At 64.3% G+C, this 21,431-nt stretch carries 19 protein-coding genes; 8 read left to right on the top strand and 11 right to left on the bottom strand.

Going from position 1 to position 21,431, the window contains the following annotated elements; all coding sequences use genetic code 11:
- Positions 1–26 precede the first annotated feature (26 nt).
- Together ACO07K_RS00250 and ACO07K_RS00245 are read right to left on the bottom strand one after the other, a co-directional pair.
- On the bottom strand, positions 27–869 hold the full coding sequence (locus tag ACO07K_RS00250; RefSeq protein ID WP_422033932.1) for a hypothetical protein: 843 nt from the start codon (positions 867–869) through the stop codon (positions 27–29).
- Complete coding sequence (locus tag ACO07K_RS00245) at positions 866–1,534, bottom strand: methyltransferase (protein WP_422033931.1); 669 nt, start codon at positions 1,532–1,534, stop codon at positions 866–868. The genes ACO07K_RS00250 and ACO07K_RS00245 overlap by 4 nt, the downstream gene beginning before the upstream one ends.
- 378 nt (positions 1,535–1,912) lie before the next feature.
- On the opposite strand from ACO07K_RS00245, the gene ACO07K_RS00240 reads away from it, so the two are divergent.
- Positions 1,913–2,362 (top strand): potassium channel family protein, encoded by a 450-nt coding sequence (locus ACO07K_RS00240; protein ID WP_422033930.1) that lies wholly within the window; start codon positions 1,913–1,915, stop codon positions 2,360–2,362.
- A gap of 893 nt (positions 2,363–3,255) precedes the next feature.
- Positions 3,256–3,585 carry a hypothetical protein gene (locus tag ACO07K_RS00235; protein ID WP_422033929.1) on the top strand — a complete coding sequence of 110 codons (330 nt, stop codon included), beginning with the start codon at positions 3,256–3,258 and terminating at the stop codon, positions 3,583–3,585.
- A 700-nt stretch (positions 3,586–4,285) separates the two neighbouring features.
- On the opposite strand, the gene ACO07K_RS00230 is transcribed toward ACO07K_RS00235, so the two are convergent.
- Together ACO07K_RS00230 and ACO07K_RS00225 are read right to left on the bottom strand one after the other, a co-directional pair.
- On the bottom strand, positions 4,286–4,867 hold the full coding sequence (locus ACO07K_RS00230; RefSeq protein WP_422036727.1) for an NADPH-dependent FMN reductase: 582 nt from the start codon (positions 4,865–4,867) through the stop codon (positions 4,286–4,288).
- 267 nt (positions 4,868–5,134) lie between these two features.
- Entirely contained in the window at positions 5,135–6,574 is a 1,440-nt protein-coding gene (locus ACO07K_RS00225) for an amidase family protein (protein WP_422036726.1), read from the bottom strand.
- Positions 6,575–6,991: 417 nt separating this feature from the next.
- Between ACO07K_RS00225 and ACO07K_RS00220 the strand changes: the two genes are divergently transcribed.
- The 3 genes from ACO07K_RS00220 to ACO07K_RS00210 all read left to right on the top strand — a co-directional run bounded on the left by ACO07K_RS00220 (position 6,992) and on the right by ACO07K_RS00210 (position 10,381).
- A complete protein-coding gene (locus tag ACO07K_RS00220) occupies positions 6,992–8,872 on the top strand; it encodes an FUSC family protein (protein WP_422033928.1) in 1,881 nt (626 codons plus the stop codon).
- A complete protein-coding gene (locus ACO07K_RS00215; RefSeq protein ID WP_422033927.1) occupies positions 8,869–9,072 on the top strand; it encodes a DUF1656 domain-containing protein in 204 nt (67 codons plus the stop codon). The genes ACO07K_RS00220 and ACO07K_RS00215 overlap by 4 nt, the downstream gene beginning before the upstream one ends.
- A 283-nt stretch (positions 9,073–9,355) precedes the next feature.
- Positions 9,356–10,381, top strand: a complete 1,026-nt coding sequence (locus tag ACO07K_RS00210; protein ID WP_422033926.1) for a biotin/lipoyl-binding protein — start codon at positions 9,356–9,358, stop codon at positions 10,379–10,381.
- Between the two features lie 78 nt (positions 10,382–10,459).
- Here the strand turns inward: ACO07K_RS00210 and ACO07K_RS00205 are convergent, their stop codons facing one another.
- Complete coding sequence (locus ACO07K_RS00205) at positions 10,460–11,560, bottom strand: mandelate racemase/muconate lactonizing enzyme family protein (protein WP_422033925.1); 1,101 nt, start codon at positions 11,558–11,560, stop codon at positions 10,460–10,462.
- Between the two features lie 361 nt (positions 11,561–11,921).
- Here ACO07K_RS00205 and poxB point away from each other — a divergent pair, with 361 nt between their 5' ends.
- Positions 11,922–13,643, top strand: a complete 1,722-nt coding sequence (gene poxB / locus ACO07K_RS00200) for a ubiquinone-dependent pyruvate dehydrogenase (RefSeq protein ID WP_422033924.1) — start codon at positions 11,922–11,924, stop codon at positions 13,641–13,643.
- A gap of 45 nt (positions 13,644–13,688) precedes the next feature.
- Here poxB and ACO07K_RS00195 read toward each other — a convergent pair whose 3' ends face one another.
- Entirely contained in the window at positions 13,689–14,699 is a 1,011-nt protein-coding gene (locus ACO07K_RS00195; protein WP_422033923.1) for an alpha/beta fold hydrolase, read from the bottom strand.
- Between the two features lie 153 nt (positions 14,700–14,852).
- Positions 14,853–16,163 carry a carbohydrate porin gene (locus ACO07K_RS00190; RefSeq protein WP_422033922.1) on the bottom strand — a complete coding sequence of 437 codons (1,311 nt, stop codon included), beginning with the start codon at positions 16,161–16,163 and terminating at the stop codon, positions 14,853–14,855.
- Positions 16,164–16,387: 224 nt separating this feature from the next.
- Between ACO07K_RS00190 and ACO07K_RS00185 the strand changes: the two genes are divergently transcribed.
- The gene (locus ACO07K_RS00185) at positions 16,388–17,239 is read left to right on the top strand and encodes an enoyl-CoA hydratase/isomerase family protein (protein ID WP_422033921.1); all 852 of its coding nucleotides are present in this window, start codon (positions 16,388–16,390) and stop codon (positions 17,237–17,239) included.
- A 69-nt stretch (positions 17,240–17,308) separates the two neighbouring features.
- Complete coding sequence (locus ACO07K_RS00180; RefSeq protein WP_422033920.1) at positions 17,309–17,986, top strand: type 1 glutamine amidotransferase domain-containing protein; 678 nt, start codon at positions 17,309–17,311, stop codon at positions 17,984–17,986.
- 2 nt (positions 17,987–17,988) lie between these two features.
- Here ACO07K_RS00180 and ACO07K_RS00175 read toward each other — a convergent pair whose 3' ends face one another.
- From ACO07K_RS00175 to ACO07K_RS00160, 4 genes are read right to left on the bottom strand one after another with little or no spacing between them, the layout of a single operon-like run.
- Positions 17,989–18,447 carry a MaoC family dehydratase gene (locus ACO07K_RS00175; RefSeq protein WP_422033919.1) on the bottom strand — a complete coding sequence of 153 codons (459 nt, stop codon included), beginning with the start codon at positions 18,445–18,447 and terminating at the stop codon, positions 17,989–17,991.
- Positions 18,444–18,749, bottom strand: coding sequence for a sigma factor (locus ACO07K_RS00170; RefSeq protein ID WP_422033918.1), 306 nt, complete (start codon positions 18,747–18,749; stop codon positions 18,444–18,446). Before ACO07K_RS00170 ends, ACO07K_RS00175 begins: the two co-directional genes overlap by 4 nt.
- A 3-nt stretch (positions 18,750–18,752) precedes the next feature.
- A complete protein-coding gene (locus ACO07K_RS00165; RefSeq protein ID WP_422033917.1) occupies positions 18,753–19,286 on the bottom strand; it encodes a cupin domain-containing protein in 534 nt (177 codons plus the stop codon).
- 2 nt (positions 19,287–19,288) lie between these two features.
- Positions 19,289–21,430, bottom strand: coding sequence for a molybdopterin cofactor-binding domain-containing protein (locus ACO07K_RS00160; protein ID WP_422033916.1), 2,142 nt, complete (start codon positions 21,428–21,430; stop codon positions 19,289–19,291).
- Between the last annotated feature and the right edge of the window lies 1 nt (position 21,431).

Below are 21,431 nucleotides of genomic sequence, written 5' to 3'. Positions count from 1 at the left end.
CTCTGCTCGGCGGGTTCTGGGGGGCGTTACAGGTTGACGACGAGGTATCCGAGGGCGGCCACGCCGAGCGCGCTCGCGGCGATCGCCGCGAGCGGCACCAGCGGGTGAACGATGTTGAGGCGGCGGAACAGGTTGCAGAGATGGCCCACGACCTTCTGCGCCGGCGTGCGCGGGCTCTTCGAATATTCCATCGCCGCCTTGACGACGTAGAAGACCGCCGTGTTGGCCGCGAGCGCGAACCGGCCGCGGGCGCCGGCGCCCGGGCGGGTCACGAGGTAGTTGCACTTGAGCAGGATGCGCTGCGGCCCGCCCGGCGTGTAACGGCCCTCGACCCAATGCAGCTCGCGATGGAAGTCGAGCAGGCCGAACTCGTAGGTGGTGAAGGCCTTCTCGACCCGGCTGTCGCCGAACACCACCTTGTAGCTCGCGTCGGACTGGAGATAGATCAGCGCGCGCACGACCATGCTCGACGACAGGAAGCGCAGGTTGCCGTCATAGTGCCTGTCGAACAGGCCCTGATCGCCGCCGCGGTCCTTGTTGTAGTGCGAGATGTAGAGCTCGTCGGTGGGCTTCATCGGCTCGAAGCCGCTGCCGGCCGGAACCTGCCGCACGATCAGCTCGCGGATGACCGGGCTGTCGCGCAGACGATCGATCAAAGCGACGATCTCGGCGGGCAGCGTCTCGACATAGACGTGGCAGGAGGGCCGCTGGCCGAGTTGCTCGCGGAAATGATCCTCGACCCAGCGCGACAGGCCGTCGATCAGCGCGCGGTCCTGGGGCGTCTCGAAGCGGCCGATCGTGGCGGGAAACAGGGACGAGACCGCGCCCCGGGTCGTGCCGGCAGCGGTGGAGTCGAGAATGTCGGTCACGAGGTTCCCTGGCTGAGGCGGCTCGAATCGGGGTCGTGGCCCGCGGCAACCGTTGCGGTCGCCGCCGTGACCGCGAGGACGAGGAGTCCCGCCAGCCGGATGGCCGGCCGGCGGCGCGGTCCCGCCCGTTCCATCGCGAGCAGGCCGAGGTTCAGCACGACATGCAGCGTGGCGAGCGGCCACCAGTCGGCGCGGAAGGCCGGGTTGAGCAAGGTGCCGCCGAACGCCATCACGTTGCCCACGATCATCGGGTGGGACATCAGCGAATAGGGAAACTCCGTGATGTGCCGCGCAGGCAGTCCGCCCAGCTCGTGGCCGTAATAGGTTCGGTCGATCCCCAGCACCGCGGCAGCGCGGGCGTTGAGGAGAATCCCGAGCGCGATCGTGCCGAGCGAGAGCACGTCGGGCGGCGCCTGCAGGTAGACGCAGGCGAGCGCGGCGACCGACACGGCCTTGAGCAGCATCGCGTCGCGCTTGAAGACGCCGAATGAGTCGACGCCCCAGGCGAAGGCGTACCAGTAGAGGCCGTAGTAGACGAAGCTGACGAGGTAGATCGCGACGGCCGGCTCACGGCCGATCGCAGCCCCGGTCAGCACGGCGGCGACGATCGTCCAGCAAGCAACAGACGGCCAGCGCTGGTCGAGGATGCTACGACTCCGGGACACCACGCGAAAACCCATATGCCGGGCGTGTTGCCGGCCCATGAAGGATCCGCGTCGGTTCGTTGACCGGTGTCAGGGCGGCGGACGTACGCGCCTCCGCGCCCTGAGTCGAGCAGCCCTTTCCTCTCCAACTATTTCGATTGTTTCGTTTGTCTCGATTAAGCGCCGTGAGCGTGCCGCTCATGGCTCCCAAACCGGGGGCGGCGGCAAGACCCACGCCCAACGTTTGACGACGTTAGAATTTGACACGCCATATCACTCCCTCGATGGAGAAGGAGAGGTTTCAACGACCTCACGATATGCCGCCCTCCTGATCTAAGCCGTCACCAACTTTCGACCATAACTCTTCCAAGAGTTCATCTGGGGAATGTCGGACAACGCATGTTTGCCAACCTCGCGCTCGCGACCTTCATGGTCAGCCTTACCGTCGCCGTCCATCTCGGCGGCCTGCTCGGCCTCTTGTGGGTGCTGCGCGACAGGGCGCATCGCATCCGGGCCCATGAAAACCGCCTCGTCCCGCTCGGCGTCATCCTGTTCGTGGTCCTGGGGCTGGTCGCCATCCATTCGGTCGAGATCTGGCTGTATGGCGCCGCTTTCTGGGCGATCGGTGCCGTGGGAGACTTCGAAACGGCCCTCTATTTTTCGACCGTGACCTTCACGACCCTGGGCTACGGGGACGTCGTGCTCGAGGGCAACTGGCGGCTGTTTGGCGCCATCGAGGCGGGCAACGGGCTGATCCTGTTCGGCTGGTCGACAGCCTTCCTGCTTTCCGTCACCAGCCGGCTGAGATTGCTGGAGCATGACTGGCTGGAGAAAACCGGCGCGGATTGAGGCTTTCGCCGACGCGACAGAAACGGGTGTCCAACCGCCTGATCAATATGGATCAATGAAGGAAATGGTGCCCCGAGACGGAATCGAAATTCTTTCTATCTATCTGAAATCATGCGCCTTTTTGAAAGCGCACTATTTTGTGTACCCATCAATGTACCCAACGCCTAGCAGCCATTCAGCAGGCCGCGGTGCGCCGACCGATTCCGGCGGCCTTGAGGCGGCCGAGAAGCGGAAGGGGTCGCACACAAGCGTGCGCACAGTGGCGACGGGCCGGTTACCTGGCGACTCCGCCCGCCCGTGCGGTGGAGTTGCAGAGTCTGGGTCGAAGCGCCTGGACTAGCGTCTGAGTAGGAAGCGCGACGACAGAAGAAGAATGCCCGCCGGCTGCGACAAATCGCTCGGCACGCTCTGGGGCTTCGCATCCAATGAAGCGAGGCACGCATCGGAGACGCGGGGAGCTTCGTTGAAGGAAGCGACCCTACTCTTGCGTATGGCGGCGGCGCTCTAGCCTACGCGAGCGAATAGGCGTCGCCGGGAAGTGCAGCGCATCAGACAACGCCTGTCTGTCCGGTCAAAGTAACTCAGACGAGCGGGCGGAGGGCGGACTGCCAGTGGTTGTCGAAGAGGGAAGCGGGGCGGATTGATCGTACCGGGCGCATGCTGCCCTCGACATAACCGGATTCGAAGTCTCAGGGGGCCCCGTCGCGCGGCGGCCACAGACACAGATACCATCATCGGCAAAGTTCGGCGGCAAGGTGCGGATCGATATACTTGCGGCCTGAATGAGGACTGGGGCCTCGGCTGCATTGGACAGTCTGCTTGCGTTGTACTGTAGTACGCAATGAAGACAAGACAGGCGGCGGCACCTATTCAGCCGTGGAAGTGAGCGGGACATGTCCGATATCGCTGACTGGCTGCGGGGTCTTGGCCTGGCCAAGCACGTGGACCTGTTCCGCGCCAACGACATCGACTTCGACGTGCTGCCGTCACTCAGCGAGGAGGAGTTCAAGGAACTCGGGCTGTCGCTGGGCGATCGCAAGCGATTGCTGAAGGGGATTGCCGAGTTCGCACGTTCCGCCCGGACGGCGGCTGAAGCGGAGCCAAGGCCGGAGCATGCACCAGTCGCGGAACGGCGTCAGCTTACGGTCGTTTTCATCGACCTCGTCGATCCGACGGCTCTTTCGCGCGCACTCGATCCGGAAGACCTGCGTGACGCGATCTAAGGCTACCACCAAGCCGTCGCCGGCGCGATCCGCGAGACCGGCGGCTTCGTCGCCAAGTTCATGGGCGATGGCGTGCTGGCCTATTTCGGTTACCCGCATGCGACCGAGGACGCCGCGGAGCGCGCCGTTCGCGACGATAGTCGGACGGGCTCAGGCGCATGTGCTTGAGGAAGACCCGGGCGAGCACCTGCTTCGAGGAAATCCCAACCCCATGGGCGATTTCCACTACCGGAACGTCCGTCTGTTCGAGAAGCTCACAGCTTTCTCGACTCTCCGTTGTGTCTGGTACAATCGCGGTGGCACGCCGACGCTCTGCTTGAACATGCTTGCGAGATGAAAAGTTGCGAGCTGCCCCTCGGCCGCCAGTTCGTCCAGGCTGATGTCTTCCGAAAGTCTCGCACGGATAAGCTTCAGACAGCGCCTCTCTGCCCAGGGGACAAGGCCGCCCCTTGCCAGCGCGAACCGCGTCGACGCCAACATTGGGACTATAGTCCCGCCGGATCGCCTGGCTCGGCGGCGCGACAAGCCTTGTCCACACTACCCCGACCGGGAGGTCGGTGACCCGCTGGTTGACGTGCGTAACTACGCTGAACGTCAAGACAGGTCAGTGACCTCTGGGACACTCCCTTCGCCGCCCAAAAGCAAACGGCGGCGGCTGCGAACTTTCATCATACGTATGCTTGGTGGGAGGTCCTAGCGGTTAGGCCGCCGGTCTGCTCGAGCTTGTGGCAGCCAGGGTCTGCGCCCAGGCCGCAAAACTCGAGATCACCTTGGTCAGAAACTCGCGAGATTCTGCCGAGACGAGGGCGCCACGTTCATCGAGCATGCCCGCGACCTCCGGCAAGTACGCTTCCGGCTGCTGCATGACCGGCATGTTCAAGAACACCAAGCTTTGACGGATGTGATGGTTCGCGCCGAATCCACCCAATTTGTATGGGGAGACGCTGACCACGGCGGTGGGCAGGCCGTCCCAGACGCTGTGATAGGGTGGACGGGAACCGACATCGATCGCGTTCTTCAAGCCGCCAGGGATCGACCGATTGTACTCTGGCGTTACGATCAGGACCGCGTCAGCGGCCTGAATCTCGGAACGAAAACGAGTCCACGAGGCCGGCGGCGCAGAATCCAAGTCCTCGGTGTACAGAGGCAAGTCAGCCAACTCGACGATGCGGCAGTCCAGGGACGCCGGCGCGAGGCCCATCAGGACATGGGCAATCTTGCGGCTGTAGGCGTCTTTGCGAAGACTGCCGACGAGTACGGCGACGTTCAACGGGGTTACCATGGGGTTCGGCCTCCTGATTTGCGCCAGCCTGAACGGGCCAGCAGGCAAGAGGAAGAAAAGCCGATCCGCCTCACCGATCCATTGGACCATGGTGCCGCCGATACTTGAGTATCAGGATGTCGCGACGTCGATCACGGCTTTCCCGAATGCGTCGGGGGCTCCTGCGGTAGCCGAGTCTCCAGCGGTAGTTGTGAAGGGCAATCGCAACGCGGCCTGCGTGGTCCAGAGCTTCTCTGAAACGTCGCCACAATCGGCCGCTCGAGAGGATTAGGCCGCCCCCTCTGGCAACGTCCCTGCAATCTCCCCAATTGCCACGGGATCAATTGGCGAGACGGGCGTGCCGCGTGCCTCGATCGCCTTTCCCGCGAGCAGACACAGGTCTTCGCGAAAGTGACTGGCGACGATCTCTACTCCGACTGGAATGGAGCCGATCAGGTTGGTCGAGACCGTCAGGCTCGGCAGGCCCACGGCCGGCAGACCTCTCTGCACGAGCTGCGCGTTCCACACCTGCCAGAATCCGGCCTCGCCCTTGAGGTCCAGCCCGTCGGGAAACGGCAGTTCGGCCGAAACAGGTAGCAACAAGACGGGAAACTCCGCGAGGAACAACCGCCACTCGCGAGTCGCGGTGGCCCGCCGGAGCAATGCGTGGGCCACCAGATCGTGCTCGAAGGTCGCGACTCGCGCGCGAAATGCCGACACGACCGACAACGCGCCGCGATCGCCGTCACGCGCGACGGCCTCCGACAGTTCTGCAAAGCCGTTGCCGAGCCATAGACGCTCCTGCACGGCTGCAGCCTCGTTCAACGAAGGGACGTCATCGATCTCATCGACCTGCCAGCCGGCATCGACAAGCCTTCGTCCGGCATCACGCACGGCAGCCTCGACCTCCTTGACGACCGGCAAGCCGCCAGGACGCACGCACATCGCGGCGCGAAGTGGCGCTGCGGGGCCTTCCAGCGGCGCAGGCACCCACCAAGGGTCGCGAAGATCGGGAGCCGCCATGGCTGCAAGCGCAACGCGAAGGTCGTCGACGGTACGCCCGATCGGGCCGGCCGAAGACATCAGTTGCGGACCGATCGCCCGCTCCGGAGAGGATGCGTTGTACGCCGGAACTCGTCCCAGCGTCGGTCGTAGCCCATGGACTCCACAGGCATAGGCCGGATAACGCACCGAACCGCCGGTATCGGTACCGATGGCGAGATGGCCGATCCCTGCCGTTACCGCTGCGGCCCCGCCCCCGGTCGAGCCGCCCGGCGTAAGCGCTGGATCTCGAGGATTGCTCGTGCGCCCGTGGACGAGATTGCTCGTAAACCAGCGTAACGCGAAGGTCGGCGCATTGCTGCGGCCGAGCAGTATCGCGCCGGCCCGTACCAAATTGTCGACTACGGGACTGTTGGCCTTCGCGATGAGATCCTTTTGCAGAACTGTGCCGTTGGTCGTGGCGAATCCGGCCTGATCTATGTTGACCTTCACCGTTACGGGGACTCCCGCCAAGACACCCGGGTTCTCGCCGCGACTCACCAGTTGATCAATTCGGTCGGCCTGTCGCAGCACCATCTCCGGCCGATGGGCGACGATCGCATTGATCTTCGGGTTGACCGCATCGAGCCGTTCCAGTGCTGCCTGGCACGCCTCGCGGGCAGAAACCTCGCGGGTCCGCACGAGCCGAGCCAACTCAGTCGCGGGAAGACGCCAGAGCTCGATCATCATCTCTCCGATCCCTGAATGCGAATTCTGCTGGCGCACCAGATGAAATGGGCCGCAGCCTGTCGCGAGACAGCCGTGATGACAGGTCCATTGGCAACCGCGGAATTGGACGAACGTATCGCCGATACCAAGGTGCAATATTCACGAGCTGTCTGTCGTTTAGCCTTTGCGCTCGCCGGTCGGCGTCGAGGAAAGAGAGCCACCGCGGGCTTACTAATCAGCTCTCCTGCCGTGGGGTCGCGGAATGCGCGTTCGGGAAGAAATGTTCCGCACTGGGCGTAGCAACGTTCGGCGTCGCGACCGGCAATGGGAAGGCGGGTCTGTCGGTGTTTCGATCTCCGCAATTTCGGTCAGCTGGAACATGCGCCTAACTGATCCGCGCCCTCCACGGCGGCCGGTCAAGGAGGAGCCGACGCCATGAGCGCACCGCCGATGGCCTTCTCCTTCGCCGGCATTGCGATCGAGTCTTGGGCCTTTTCTTTCCGTATTTGGATCGCCATCGTCGTAGCTCTCTACACGGGGTTTTGGCTCCAACTGGAGGCTGCCTCATCGGCAGCAATTACCGTCGCAATCCTCGCGACCCCCACCCGAGGAGAGGCGCTGGAGAAAGCAGCCTTCAGGCTGATCGGAACGATCATCGGCGTTGCGGCCTCCATCGTCATGGTCGGCGCGCTATCACAAACAAGAGATCTACTGCTCGTCGCGTTCGCAGGTTGGGTCGGCGTGTGCTTCTACGCCGCAGGGATTTGGGACGGCAACCGCAGCTACGCCGCTGTGCTCTCCGGCTACACCGTGGGGCTGGTCGCCATGACGCAGATCGATAGTCCAGATCATGTCTTCGACACCGGCGTGCAGCGAGGGGCAGCCATAGCCGTCGGCATCTGCGCCCTGGCACTCGTGAACGATCTTCTGGCAGCTCCTGACCGCCATCCCCGCCTGGCAGCCCAGCTCACTCACCTTCATTGCCGCGTGCGCGACTACGCGAAAGCCATTCTCCGGCATCCAACCGGCGACGCGACGACAGCAATCCTATTGATGCGCGAGATCACGGCGCTTCGGTCGGAGATCTCGAGCTTGGCGACGGAATCAAGTAGTGGCCCGGCCAGAGGGGCCGCCGCCCGCAGCACGGTCGTGGCGCTGATTGCCGAGCTTCACGCCGCGCGTCTCCTGAGCGTCCTACCAGCTGCCAGCGAGTTAGCCCTGCAGGAGCACCTGATCTCAACACTCGAACCCGGCGACGGCAAGCACGTGGCCGTGGCGCAGCATTTCCCTTTGGGGACGTCTATCGATTGGGCACTGGCGGCGCTAGTGCGATACGATCGGGAAGCGGGCGATTGCCTCTCCGCACTGAAGGAAGGCGTGCCGCCGCAGCGCGTTTGGCGCACACCGTTCTATTGCTGCCATAGCATCGCAGCTGAAGCAGGCGTACGCGCCGCACTCTGGCTCTTCCTGCCATCGATCTTCTTCGTCGTCACAGGTTGGCCTTCAACAGAGCTTTCCCTGGCACTGGTTCCGGTCATTATCGGGTTCGGAGCAGCGTCGCCCAATCCGCGAGCAGTCACTGTCCTGGCCCTGGCCGCCGTGCCAGCGGCAGCGGCCATGGCTGGGATCCTCGAGTTCGTGGTTCTCGATGGCGCCACGCAGTTTCCGTTGCTGGCGCTCGCCCTGGCCCCCATCGCGATCGGCGCCTCGCTCTTGATGACACGGCCCAATCAGATCCTGGCTACTCTCGGCCGAATGAATCTCATCTTCATCCTGGTGATATTTAGCCCCGGCAATCCGCAGACTTATGATCCTCAGGCCTATCTATCCAAGTCCCTTCTCCTTTGCCTCTCCGTGGCCCTGTTGCTCGCATCTCAACTTCTTGTCCCTCCTCTTTCCGATCAGCGCCGGCGACAGGGATCGATTGCCTCCGCGCGTCGCGAACTTGGCGGTCTGGCCAGAATCGCTCGCTATACGCCCGAGGAAGCGATGTTCCGTGACGCCGCGCGGATCGGTCAGGTCGTCGCAACCGGCATCCGCGACCCTCAGCCGGGGGCTGTGCTGGACGAGCTCCTCCTGTTGTTCGATCAGGCCGGCATCATCCGCCTATGCGACGCGAGCCTTGCGGCACTGGCGACCGGCCCGGCCGCCGGCTTGGCAAGAGAGGCCCTTCAAGCTCTGGCCTCGCGGAATTTCCGATCGATACGAGAGTCGGCCGCGGCATTGCGCGATGCAGGCAATCCGCCCGTGTGCGTTGCGGAGGCGAGTGCAGCGCTCGATGCCGCGACCTTTCTGTTGGGGAAGCCCGACTCATGACGCACACCTTCCCCGAGCTGATACTTGGTGGCGTTCTCGTGGCGCCTTTCATTTCCTACGCGGTGACCGCCCTGGCTGTGATCCTCGCTCTCCGCCCGGTACTGTATGCAATCGGCTTCGCCAAGTTGTTTAGTCATCCGTCAGTCGCGGATGTCAGCCTCTACGTGGTGATCCTGGGCCTGCTGGTGGTGTTTCTCTAGGAGGCCCACGATGCATGCACCGCACCTCCAAGAGCGACCTGCAGAGCAGGAGCAGGCTTCGCGAGATCCGGGAAGCGCCGCCCCTGAGGTTGATCCCGCAACTGCTCCTCAAACCGAGCCCGTCTCGGCTCCGATCGCCAAGTCGGAAACTACGACGCCGCGGCGACCCGCTCCCGCATTGGGTGATCGCGTCGCGTCGGCAGGCGGCCACCGCTTCATATTGCTGTTGGGACCTTGGGCCAGGCGACTGGCGACGCTAGCCATCCTGATGCTCGCAGTCGTCATGGCCCTCGCGATCTGGGACTACTATGTGACGGCGCCCTGGACGCGCGACGGCCGCGTGCGCGTGCAGGTAGCTAGCGTGGCGCCTCAGGTGTCCGGGAGAATCATCGAAGTTCGGACCGCCGACAACCAGTTCGTTCGCAAAGGCGACGTGCTTTACGTGATCGATCCGTTCGATTACGAGGTCGCTGTCCAGTCGAGCCGGGCTCTGGTCGAGCAAAAGGCGGCCGACCTGCAGGTCAAGCAGGTTCAGTCTGACCGGCGGCAGCACCTTTCAAGCATCGCCGCCAGCGCAGAAGAACAGCAGGTCTTCGCTGGTACGGCAATCCAGGCCAACGCGGCCTTCAAAGCCTCCCAGCAACAGCTCGCTCGCGCCGAGGTGAACCTGCAGCGCACCCTGGTTCGTACACCGGTCAATGGCTATGTCACGAACTTGCTCATGCGCGTCGGTGACTATGCACACGAGGGTGCGACGAACATCTCGGTGACCGACAGCGATAGCTACTGGATCGATGGCTACTTCGAAGAGACCAAGGTGGCGCGAATTTGCATCGGCGATCGCGTTGAGGCGAAGCTGATGGGCTACGCACAGCCAATCACCGGTCATGTCGCCACTGTCACCCGAGGAATCGGCGTGTCGAATGCCGCGGCCGGAATACAGGGCTTGCCCAATGTCGATCCGGTGTACAGTTGGGTGCGGCTGGCGCAGCGAGTGCCCGTGCGCATCGCAATCGACGAGGTACCGCCGGGAGTTCCGCTCATCGCCGGCATGACGGCGACGGTCACGGTACTCGATTCTGGTTCCGAACCCCTCAGCGTCGGCAACAACCTGGCCGAGACGATCCGGGAGCGCCTTTTAGCCATCTTCAACGGTCCTCTTGCCCGCGTCGGCTGCATCCCCGCTATCACGCTCGGGCAGGCAACGATCCAATCGCTATCCATCGAGCGGCAGGAACCGGGATTATCGCCGAATCAGATCAACCCAGGCCTGACGCCCAGCATGAACGACGCCCCGCGACGGCGCTGAAGTCCGGCGTGCGAGAAGGCCACGATTGTCCGCGCTCCCCGGTTTTCGTGTCCGCAATGGCGGTACGAAGGCGTACGATCACTTCGCTGCGTAGTCGCGCAGCACGTTCGGGTCCGGGTCCAGTCCCAGGCCCGGCGCCTGAGGGAGGTCGAGATAGCCCTCGCGAGGGATAAAGGCGTCTCCGTAGATCCGCGCCTCGAGATCGAACATGCGCCACTCGATCAGTGACTCGGCCGCGCCGTGCGCGGCCGTTGCATGCATCGCCGCCAGCAGGCCAGGTCCGTCGTAAAATGTATGAGCCATAACGGTGGTATTCGCCGCGCTGGCGAGTGAGAAGACTTTGCATAGCTCGGTTATGCCACCCATCTTGGCTGGGCTTGGTTGAACGAAATCCACCGCGCCCGCCCCGAGGAGCCTGTCAAAGTCCATCAGGGTCGACACGTTCTCACCCGCGGCAATTGGAATGCCGCCCAGGCGGCGCAGCTGAGCAAGGCCGTCGTAATTCTCCGGCGGCCAGACCGGCTCCTCCAGCCATTTCAAGCGAACATCCCGGAGTTCTTCGCACTTCGTCAGGGCCTCATTCAAAGACCAGGCACAGTTCACGTCGAGGGTCAGTTCTGCTCCGGCTCCCGCCTCCTCGCGAGCGGCAAGAATGACCGGCACGTCCGTCTCGTGAAGCTTCAAGCAGTGAAACCCCAGATTGAGCGCCCTCCGCACAGCCTCCCGCACCACCGAGGGTTCAGAATAGCGCGGCAGGCTGGCGTAGCATCGAAGCTTGCTGGCGCCGCCCCCGAGCAGGCGGGACAGTGGCCGGTTCGCGGCCTTTCCCGCGATATCCCAGAGAGCGATATCCAATGCCGACAGGCCGAAAAACAAGGGACCGCCGCGGCCAAAGACCTGCAGCGTCCGTTGGATTCGAAGCATGAGCGTGCCGATCTGCTCCGCATCCTGACCTATGCATAGGGGCGCGATCACTTCGTCCATGGCGGCTTTGACGAGCGAGGCCGTGCGGAAACCGAACGCCTCACCCCACCCTTCGATGCCTTCGTCGGTAACCACCTTGACCAGGACGGATTCCGCGACCGGAAGATCCCTGCTGCCCCATACGGCCTCGTCAGTTCTGGCGCCCGCCCTGATCGGGATGTGCAAGACAACGGTTTCGATCTTCACGATCAGCATCGCCGGCCTCCCTCAACAGCCACGTCTACTTTGAGCCGCTCGCGAGGCCTCGGCCTCCACACGGGTCGCAACGTTCTTTGCCAAGGCTAACAGGTCCCTCATGGACTCCTCTGGTGCGGCCGTGCGCAAAGGATCAACCGGCTGGAGATCCTGGAGCCAGGCGCGTCGGCACTCCGTTTCTCTTCCCGCGCGCCGAAGCGACATGCCGGAGATTGGCGATCACAGCGGTGCGGCGCCAGTACACGAAGGTGTCGCCGATACCTTCGTTCTATGGAGTGTAGGCCGTGCGCTGCGTCAGGGTGGGCACCACCCTAGCTATGGCTCCAGCCCTCAACCTTGCTCGAACACAAGGGAGTCGAAAATGACCAGGACAGCGGCCGACTACATGGCCGACGCGCTCACCAAAGCAGGCGTGGATCGGATCTATGGCGTGGTTGGCGACTCTCTGAATGCATTCACCGATGCTTTGCGCCGACAGGATACGATCGAATGGATTCACGTTCGCCACGAAGAGTCTGCCGCATTTGCGGCGAGCGCCGAAGCGCACCTCACAGGCCGGCTGGCCGTGTGCGCCGGCAGCTGCGGCCCCGGCAATCTCCATCTTGTAAACGGCCTCTACGAGGCGCAACGCAGCCGCGTCCCGGTGCTGGCGATCGCGGCGCATATTCCCAGTACCGAGATCGGCATCGACTATTTCCAGGCGACACATCCCGAAGTGGTTTTCAAGGAATGTAGTCACTATGTGGAGCTCGTTTCGAATCCGGAGCAGCTACCGCAGATCCTGCAGCGCGCAATGCGAGCAGCGGTCGGCCAGAAGGGCGTTGCCGTTGTTGTCATTCCGGGTGATGTCGCCCTGAAGCCCCTCGACAGCAAAGTGCCCAACTGGCAACTGCCTACTCCGCCCATTGTGCGCCCGACCGCAGGCACTCTTACTGAACTAGCCGACCTGCTGAACTCCGGGAGTCGAACAACCCTCTTCTGTGGTGCGGGTTGCGCCGACGCCCATGACGACGTCGTGGCAGTCGCCGGGATACTGCGATCGCCGATTGTCCATGCACTTCGCGGGAAGGAGCACCTCGAGTTCGACAACCCGTTCGATGTTGGAATGACCGGCCTGTTAGGCTCGGCGTCAGGCTATCGGGCAATCGCCAACTGCGACACCCTGCTGCTTCTCGGGACCGATTTTCCCTATCGCCAGTTCTATCCCGCGAACGCACGTATCGCCCAAGTGGACATTCGACCGGCGGCACTGGGCAATCGATGCGCTATCGATCTTGGCATAGTCGGTACTGTGCGTGACACACTCCCGGCGCTGCTTCCACTCCTGGACCAGAAGGACGACTCGAGCCATCTGGACGAGGCGCTTGCCGACTATCGCAATGCTCGCGCTCAACTGGACTCACTGGCAGAAGTCCGCCCGGACACACGGTACATTCATCCTCAATACCTGAATCGCGTCGTAAGCGAGCTCGCTTCCGAAGACGCCATCTTTACGTGCGACGTTGGCACTCCCGTCGCCTGGGCCGCGCGCTATCTGAAGATGAACGGGAAGCGCCGCCTGATCGGCTCCTTCAATCACGGCTCCATGGCAAATGCCATGCTCCAGGCTGTCGGAGCCCAGTCAACCTACCGCCACCGCGAGGTCATCTCGCTATCGGGAGACGGGGGCTTCACCATGATGATGGGTGAGTTCATCACCCTGCTTCAGCACGACCTTCCGGTTAAGGTGATCGTCCTGAACAATGGAACCCTGGGTTTTGTTGAAATGGAGATGAAGGCATCGGGATTTCTCGATACCGGCTGTGATCTCAGGAATCCAAACTTTGCGGCGATGGCGAATGCCATGGGTATCAAGGGCGTTCGGGTCGAGAAGCCACAAGACTTGCCATCCGCGGTGCGAGAAATACTCGCGCACGACGGCCCAGCGCTACTCGATGTCGTCAGCGCTCGCCAGGAACTTGTAATTCCCCCGGTCGCCAACATCGAAGAGGTCACCGGGTTTGGCCTGTTCACCCTCAAGGCGGTTCTCGATGGTCGCGCCAGGGAGCTGATCGACCTCGCCCAAGTAAACTTGCTCCGCTGACATGCCGGTCCTGCGGCGCTCCACCGCACCTGCCGCGCGCTTCAGTCAGAGCTTTCCGACGTCGATCACGGCTTTCGCGAACGCGTCAGGGGCTTCCTGCGGTAGATTGTGGCCGATCCCGCCGGTAACCAGCCGATGCTGGTACTTAGCCGTAAATCTGGCGGCGTAACTGGTGGGGTCGGGATGCGGCGCCCCGTTGGCATCGCCCTCCAGCGTGATGGTCGGCGTGACGATGGAAGGGAGCGACGCGAGCTTCCGTTCGAGATCGTCGAACCGCGCTTCGCCTGCCGCCAGGCCGAGTCTCCAGCGGTAGTTGTGAATGGCAATCGCAACATGATCCGGATTGTCCAGGGCGTCAGCCGATCGCCGAAACGTCGGCTCGCTGAATTGCCACCTGGGCGAGGCGAGCTGCCAGATCAATCGCGCAAATTCATGTGTGTACTTGCGGTAACCCGCTTCGCCCCGTTCGGTCACGAAATAGTACTGGTACCACCATTGCAGCTCGGCCTGGGGCGGCAGCGGTGCTCGATTGAGCTCCTGGCTCCCGATGAGATAGCCGCTTACCGAGACGAGCCCGCGGCAACGTTCTGGCCACAGGGCGGCAAGAATACAGGCCGTCCGTGCGCCCCAGTCACAGCCGGCCACGATCGGCCGCTCGAGGCCGAGCGCATCCATGAGCGCAATGGCGTCGACGGCAAGGGCCGCCTGCTGCCCGTTGCGGGGCGTCGACTCCGAAAAGAAGCGCGTGTCGCCGTAGCCCCGCAGATACGGGACGATCACGCGATGGCCGGCGGCTGCGAGGCGTGGCGCCACATCGACATAGGTGTGGATGTCGTAAGGCCAGCCATGCAGCAGAAGGACGGGCATGCCCGAAGCCGGGCCCGCTTCTGCATAAGCGACCTCGAGATCTCCAGCCTTGATCCGCCGCAGCGGACCGAAGCTGCTGCCGTCGGACGATTGGCCGAAAGCGGAAGGTGCTCCGACTGCAGTGATTGCGGCCGCGCCGATCACTGTCGCAGCGAGCACATGCCGGCGTCGAACTTTCGCGGGTTCCATGGCAATTCCCTCCGACGAATGTCGTTAACGACCTCTGGACCGGATGCACCATGACGATCTCGGAGGCCCCGTCACAGTTATGCGAAGGTATAACCCTGACGGTGCCGGCCATGACTGCAGCGATACGGCAGCACCCTTTCAGGGACCCTTGGGTCAGAAATTGATCGACGTCGTGAACCCGAACACGAGTGCATTGGGGTTAGCGCCGGTGCCGCCGGGATTGATCACGTACTGGATGCTGGGACGCAACACGACGCCGTTCACCGGTCGCAACGTGTAATGCAGCTCGAAGGGAAACTCGGCGCCCTGCACCGCGACCGGCCCGACCCCGAGACTGTTCGCCAGGGCCTGCGACGCCCCGATGCGGCTGTTGACGCGGGTCATGCCGACCGCGAAGCCGACATCGTCGTCCGGCCTCGATCGAAATGGGCCGGTATAGACCAGGCCGGCAGCCACCTGATTGTCGGTGGTCGAGCTCCTGTCGCTGGCGACCACGGCATTCAGGAAAACACTGAGCCCCCTTCTCGTTTCCCATGCGGCAAGCGGTGTCAGTTGCTGGACGATGCTGAGATAGCCGCCTGCCCGCCCCTGCTGGCGGCGAGGTCGCAATCCGGTCAGGACATACGGGTTGCCGTTGATGTCGCTCACCACGTCGTTCACGGCGGATGTGTCGTACCACGCCCCGATCTTGTAGCTGCCAGGCAACCCGCCGGCGAGGCGCGGCAACCAGGCCAGCTCGATCGGGATGAGCACGCCCGTCGAGCCGTTAAAGAACACGGGCAGCAGCGTGTCGTTGGCAGAGGCATACTGCGGATTGACGTCGTACGCGCCGGCCTGCACGTAGCCAAAGCCGTCAATGTTATAGCGCAGCCGCGTCGCCCACTGGCTGACCGGCCAATTGTAGATATAGCCGGGAACGAGGTTCCCGGGCGCAGCGCCACAGAAGGTGAGGTTCTCGAACTCGCACGGGAACGAGGCGAAATCCTCGTCGAAGGTCATGCGGCCGACCTTCCAATCGAACCTTCCGTCGAACAGGCGTTGGTTGACCCAGAGCTGCGTCAGCCTCAGCGTCTGACCGCGGCCATAGATCTCCTGGACCTGCTGGAGCGTACCCATTGTAACGTCGTCGCTGAGGTTACGCCCGGTACGCGCTGTGACCGTGACCTGGAAGGTCATGCCTTTGAGGCCAGCCAGCCGCTCAAGGTCGAAAGTCGCGCCGGCAAGGTACTGATCGGCATAGGCGGCCTGCTGCCGGACACCGCCCGTCGCGTCGAAGGCGAACTCTCCGGTGTAGCCGAGCTGCAGATCCAGGCCGCGGTCCTGAAGCCAGACGCGACGCCCGTTCCAGTCGCCGAGAAGCCACGGAACGCCTCGGATCCTGTCAGGCTCCTGCGGCGACGGCTCCGTGGCCTGAACAACATTCCCACTCACCAGAAGCCCCGCCACCAGCGCGGCCGAGCCCACATGCCGCCAAAGCGACGCGATACGCAGACTTCGTCTCCGCCGGCGCATTGTGTGGAACACCCGTCACCTCGCACCGGGACATTCCGGATGATCTCACTGATGGCGGCCGCAGCGGGACCAGGCGATTGAACGAAGGTGTCGACGATACTTTCGTTCAATGGAGCGCAGGCCATCCGCGCCACATCTGTTCGCAGTCCCCAACGGTGAGCGAAGGAGCTCTGCAGATGTCCCCATCCAACCGAGCGAAAGTCCGCGTGACGCGGAGGAGCCCAGCCTACTGGGTCGTCACGCTCGACAACCCGCCCCTGAACATCGTGGGGCCTGCCGAAATGCGCGAGCTCATGGAGGTGCTGGAGCAGCTTGAGGCCGATGCGCATGTGAAAGTGGTCGTGTTCGACAGCGCCGTGCCCGGCTTCTTCATGGCGCATTACGACCTTCTCAAGCCGCTCGAGGACTCGACCGGCATGGCGCCCGGACCGACGGGCATGCATCCCGTGCCCGATTTCATGGTGCGCCTCGCCCGGCTCAAGGCGATCTCGATCGTCTCGATTCGCGGCCGTGCAAGCGGGATCGGCAGCGAACTTGCGCTCGCCGCGGATCTGCGCTTCGCCAGTCGCGAGAAGGCGATCCTGTCACAGTTCGAGGTCGGGGCCGGCTTCGTACCGGGCGGCGGCCCGATGGCGCGGCTGCCGCGCCTGCTCGGCCGCGGCCGCGCCCTGGAAATCCTGATCGGCGCCGACGATTTCGACGGTGCGCTGGCGGAGCGGTACGGCTACGTGAACCGTGCCCTCCCCGATGCCGAGCTGGATGCCTTCGTCGATGCGTTGGCGATGCGTATCGCGGGCTTCGATCACCAGACGATCGCCGAGACCAAGCGGCTGGTCGATGTCGCGAGCCTTCCGCCCGACGCCGAGATGCAGCCGGGCTGGGACGCCTTCATCGCCTCCGTGCAGCGGCCGGCCGCCCAGGCCCGCCTCAAGATACTGGTCGAGAAGGGCCTGCAGCAGCCCACCGACGTCGAGCGACAGCTCGGTCGCTTCACGGCGCAGTACCGCGAAGCCGGCGCGGCCAGGTAACGGCCCCGCTCCATTTCATTCCCCCGGCATCAGCCGCTCCGGGCTGATGTCTTTCCCTGGAGATCGACGATGAAGATCCTGATGGTACTGACCTCGCACAACCGGCTGGGAAATACCGGCAAGCCGACCGGCTTCTGGCTCGAGGAGTTCACCGCACCCTACTACACGTTCCGCGATGCCGGCGCCGACGTCACCCTGGTGTCGCCCAAGGGCGGGCAACCGCCGATCGATCCCAAGAGCGACGATCCTGCCAACCAGACCGCGTCGATGACACGCTTCAAGCAGGACCCCGCGACGCAGAAGGTCCTGGCGAACACGTCGCTCCTGAACGATGCCAGGCCGGAGGGGTTCGACGCGATCTTCTATCCGGGCGGTCACGGTCCCATGTGGGACCTGGTCGACAACGAGAAGTCGATCAGCCTGATCGAGGCGTTCTACGGGAGCGGCCGGCCCGTCGCCGCAGTGTGCCACGCGCCCGCCGTCCTCCACCGCGCCACGCACAAGGGCGAGCCGCTCGTCAAAGGCCTGCGTGTCACCGGCTTCGCCAACAGCGAAGAGGAGATCGTCGGCCTCACCAAAGTCGTGCCCTTCCTGGTCGAGGACGAGCTGCGACGACTGGGCGGCCTTTACGAGAAGGCGGTCGACTGGGCCGACTTCACTCTTATCGACGGACACCTGGTAACCGGCCAGAATCCGGCCTCGTCCGGGTCTGGCGCGCTAAAGCTCCTGCAACTCCTGAAAGCCTGAGCTCAGTGCAGGTTGGACGGCCGGCGGCGTACGAGCAGGCTGCCGGTCGCGACCTGCACGGCCTCGCCTGTCTGGTTGCTGGTCGTAAAGCGCACCCTGATCACGCCGTGATCCGGCCGCGACTTGGATTCCCGCACCTCCAGAATCTCGCTCTGAACACTGAGCACGTCGCCGGCACGCACGGGAAGCGGCCAGCGCAGTTCGTCGAACCCCATGCCGATCACACCGCCGGCCGGCCTGAGGCGCCCCTCGACCAGGAGCCGCATCGTGAGCGCGGCCGTGTGCCAGCCACTGGCGGCAAGGCGGCCGAACACCGTGCCGGCGGCGCCCACTTCGCCGAGGTGAAACGGCTGCGGATCGAACTCGGCGGCAAACGACTTGATCCGCTCCCCTTCGACCCTTGCCGTCGCCGAGCCGTAGACCTGGCCGACCTGGTAGTCCTCGAGATAGTGCTCGCTCACCCGGCTCTCCTGAGGACATGATCGAAGATGGCAGCATGCACATGGATCGCCGCGCATGCCTCGAAGCCCAATCCGCCGTCGGGATTGAAGCGGCAGATCGCCCGCATCAACCCTACCTGGCCTTCGGCGATGAGATCCGAAGACGGCTTGCGGCCCGGCGCATAGCTGGTGGCGATGTCGACCACGAGCTGGCGATGCCGGCGCGCCAGCCCCACAGCGGCGGAGATATCGTGTCGCTCGTGCCATTGCCGACAAAGGGCCGGTGTCGGAGCAGCAGGGAGAGCGATGGAGGAAATGTTCATGCCCTACTCCTTCCCGGTGCGGCGCGGATCATCACGCGGGTCGACATAGTCGAGCCCCAGCGGACCGATGGCGCTCACCTGGCTGACGTACTCTCCCGATCTCGCCCAGTGGAAATGAGAGGTGCCGCCGGGCAGGACGATGACGCTTCCCGGCGGGTAAGCCCGCAGGCGCGATTCGTCGAAGCGATCGCCGAGGCCGATGTAGAAGACGCCGGAGATCACCGTGTAGACCCGATCTTCGGGATGGCGGTGCGGCGCGAGCTTCACGCCACCCGGAACTTTCACGCGAATCGTATAGGGTCCCTCCTTTCCGGGGGTGCCGACGATGACCGCGAGACGCACGGAAGGCGGAAACGCCGGGAAAGCGCGCCACTCGATCGTTTCCGGCAGGACGGCGAGAAACGCCGACTCTCCTGGTTGATGCGGCCGCGGCGCCTCCCCCTGCTGCTGGGCCTCGGCCTGGGAGGCCGCCATCAGGCTGCTCGCGGCGACGATAAGGGTCGACAGGCCGTGCCGACGATTGGATCGAGGGGTCATGATCATGCCCTCGAGAGATCGATCGGCATCTTGCGCAGGCGCCGGCCCGTCGCGGCGAAGACCGCATTGGCGACAGCCGGCACGACGGCCGAGGTTCCGGGCTCGCCCATGCCTCCCGGCGCTTCGCTGCTCGGCATTATGTGCACCTCGATCGAAGGCGCCTCGTCGATGCGCAGCATCTGGTAGTCGTCGAAGTTCGACTGCTCGACCTTTCCGTCCTTGACGGTGATCTCGCCGTACAGGGCCGCCGTGATGCCGAAGTTCACGCCGCTCTCGATCTGCGCGCGGACGGTGTTCGGATTGACGACCATTCCGCAATCGACCGCCGCCACGACCCGGCGCACTTTCACCGATTTGTCGGCCGCCACCGCGACTTCGGCCACCAGTGCCAGGTAGCTGCCGAAGACGGATTGCAGAGATACGCCCCGGCCCGCTCCGGCTGGCAGGGTCTCGCCCCAGCCGGCCTTCCGTGCGGCGAGTTCCAGCACGGCCTTGGCCCGCGGCGTCTTGTCGAGCAGCGCCAGCCGATAGGCAACCGGGTCCTGCCGGGCTGCCGTGGCAAGTTCGTCCATGAAGCCTTCGACCACGAAGACGTTGTGCGACGGTCCCACGCTCCGCCAGAAGGCGGTAGGAATGCCGGGCGGCTCGACGCGCAGATACTCGACCCGCTTGTTGGGCAGATCGTAGGCGAGCTTCACGGCCCCATCGACGCTGTCGGGATCAAGCCCGTTGACGAAACCGGGCGGCAGCCAGCGCGCGATGACCGAGGATCCGGCGAAGCGATGGCTCCAGGCGACCGGCCGGCCCTTGTCGTCGAGGCCCGCCGAGAGTCGATCCAGCCAGTAGGGCCGGTACATGTCCTGGCGGATGTCTTCCTCGCGCGTCCACACCACCTTCACGGGCCCGGCCACCTTCATCGCGATCTCGGTCGCGCGGGTGACGCCATCGACTTCGAGACGACGGCCGAAACCGCCGCCAATCAGGTGCTGATGCAGGACGACCTTCTCGAGCGGCAACCCGGTGACCTTGGCGGCCGCCGCCTGGGCCCGTGCGACCACCTGGGTTCCCACCCAGACATCGCAGCCGTCCGGCCTGACGTGGACGGTGCAGTTCATCGGCTCCATGGTGGCGTGGGCCAGGAAGGGCACCTCATACACTGCGTCGATCTTCGTCCGTGCCGAGGCGAGCGCCGCGTCCGCGTCCCCGATCTGCTCGGCCACCGGCCCGGCGGCCAGCGTCGCCTGTTCGAGCTCGCGCGCGACCTGAACGTTGCTCACCTGCCCGTGCGCACCGTCCTCCCACTGGATTTCGAGCGCGGCCAAGCCCTTGAGCGCGGCCCCCATGTGATCGGCGACGACGGCCACGGCATCGTCGAGGCGTACGATCTGGCGCACGCCCTTCACCGCTCTGGCGGCCCGATCGTCGACCCCCTTCAGGCGACCGCCAAACACAGGAGACTGTGCCAAGGTCGCGACCTTCACGCCGGCCGGGCGCGCGTCGATACCGAAGATGGCCGTGCCATTGACCTTGCCGCCGGCGTCGAGCCTCTTGGCTGGGGTGCCGATGAGCTTGAAGGCCTTCGGGTCCTTCAGGGGAACGTCCTTGGGAACCGGCAGCCGCGCCGCCGCAGCCGCCAGGGCACCATAAGAGGCGCGGCGACCGCTCGCCGCGTGGATGACCTCGCCGGTCTCGGCGCGGCACGTATCGGGCGCGACCTTCCATTGCTCGGCCGCCGCCATGACCAGCAGCACGCGCGCGACCGCGCCGGCTTCGCGAAGGGGCTTCCACGACGCCATGATCGAGGTCGATCCGCCGGTTGCCTGCACGCCGGCGAGCAGCGGGTTGCCGTAGGTCTTCTCGTCCGGTGGCGCATGCTCGAGACGAACGCGACCGAGCGGGATCTCGAGTTCCTCCGCCACCAGCATGGAGATCGACGTGTAGGTTCCCTGCCCCATCTCGACATAGGGCATGGTGAGCGTCACCTGCCCATCCTCGCCGATATGCACGAAGGCGTTTGGCGTGAAGCCTTTGGCGGAGGCGGAGGCCGATGCCGGAGCTGCAGCCGCCGGCAGATTCACGCTGAGCAGGAGCCCGGCCGCAGCAGTGGTTGTGACGAGGAAGTCGCGTCGAGAAAGGGCGGTCATG

The organism is Reyranella sp. (genome assembly GCF_965228225.1).
Classification (GTDB): domain Bacteria; phylum Pseudomonadota; class Alphaproteobacteria; order Reyranellales; family Reyranellaceae; genus Reyranella.
Note: the sequence above shows the minus strand (reverse complement) of the source record. Positions and strands in the feature narration are given on the sequence as shown.

Coding starts and splice junctions, on each gene's coding strand:
- ACO07K_RS00240 (WP_422033930.1), top strand. CDS start 1,913: ATGTTTGCCAACCTCGCGCTCGCGACCTTCATGGTCAGCCTTACCGTC.
- ACO07K_RS00235 (WP_422033929.1), top strand. CDS start 3,256: ATGTCCGATATCGCTGACTGGCTGCGGGGTCTTGGCCTGGCCAAGCAC.
- ACO07K_RS00230 (WP_422036727.1), bottom strand. CDS start 4,867: ATGGTAACCCCGTTGAACGTCGCCGTACTCGTCGGCAGTCTTCGCAAA.
- ACO07K_RS00225 (WP_422036726.1), bottom strand. CDS start 6,574: ATGATCGAGCTCTGGCGTCTTCCCGCGACTGAGTTGGCTCGGCTCGTG.
- ACO07K_RS00220 (WP_422033928.1), top strand. CDS start 6,992: ATGAGCGCACCGCCGATGGCCTTCTCCTTCGCCGGCATTGCGATCGAG.
- ACO07K_RS00215 (WP_422033927.1), top strand. CDS start 8,869: ATGACGCACACCTTCCCCGAGCTGATACTTGGTGGCGTTCTCGTGGCG.
- ACO07K_RS00210 (WP_422033926.1), top strand. CDS start 9,356: ATGGCCCTCGCGATCTGGGACTACTATGTGACGGCGCCCTGGACGCGC.
- ACO07K_RS00205 (WP_422033925.1), bottom strand. CDS start 11,560: ATGCTGATCGTGAAGATCGAAACCGTTGTCTTGCACATCCCGATCAGG.
- poxB (WP_422033924.1), top strand. CDS start 11,922: ATGACCAGGACAGCGGCCGACTACATGGCCGACGCGCTCACCAAAGCA.
- ACO07K_RS00195 (WP_422033923.1), bottom strand. CDS start 14,699: ATGGAACCCGCGAAAGTTCGACGCCGGCATGTGCTCGCTGCGACAGTG.
- ACO07K_RS00185 (WP_422033921.1), top strand. CDS start 16,388: ATGTCCCCATCCAACCGAGCGAAAGTCCGCGTGACGCGGAGGAGCCCA.
- ACO07K_RS00180 (WP_422033920.1), top strand. CDS start 17,309: ATGAAGATCCTGATGGTACTGACCTCGCACAACCGGCTGGGAAATACC.
- ACO07K_RS00170 (WP_422033918.1), bottom strand. CDS start 18,749: ATGAACATTTCCTCCATCGCTCTCCCTGCTGCTCCGACACCGGCCCTT.
- ACO07K_RS00165 (WP_422033917.1), bottom strand. CDS start 19,286: ATGACCCCTCGATCCAATCGTCGGCACGGCCTGTCGACCCTTATCGTC.
- ACO07K_RS00160 (WP_422033916.1), bottom strand. CDS start 21,430: ATGACCGCCCTTTCTCGACGCGACTTCCTCGTCACAACCACTGCTGCG.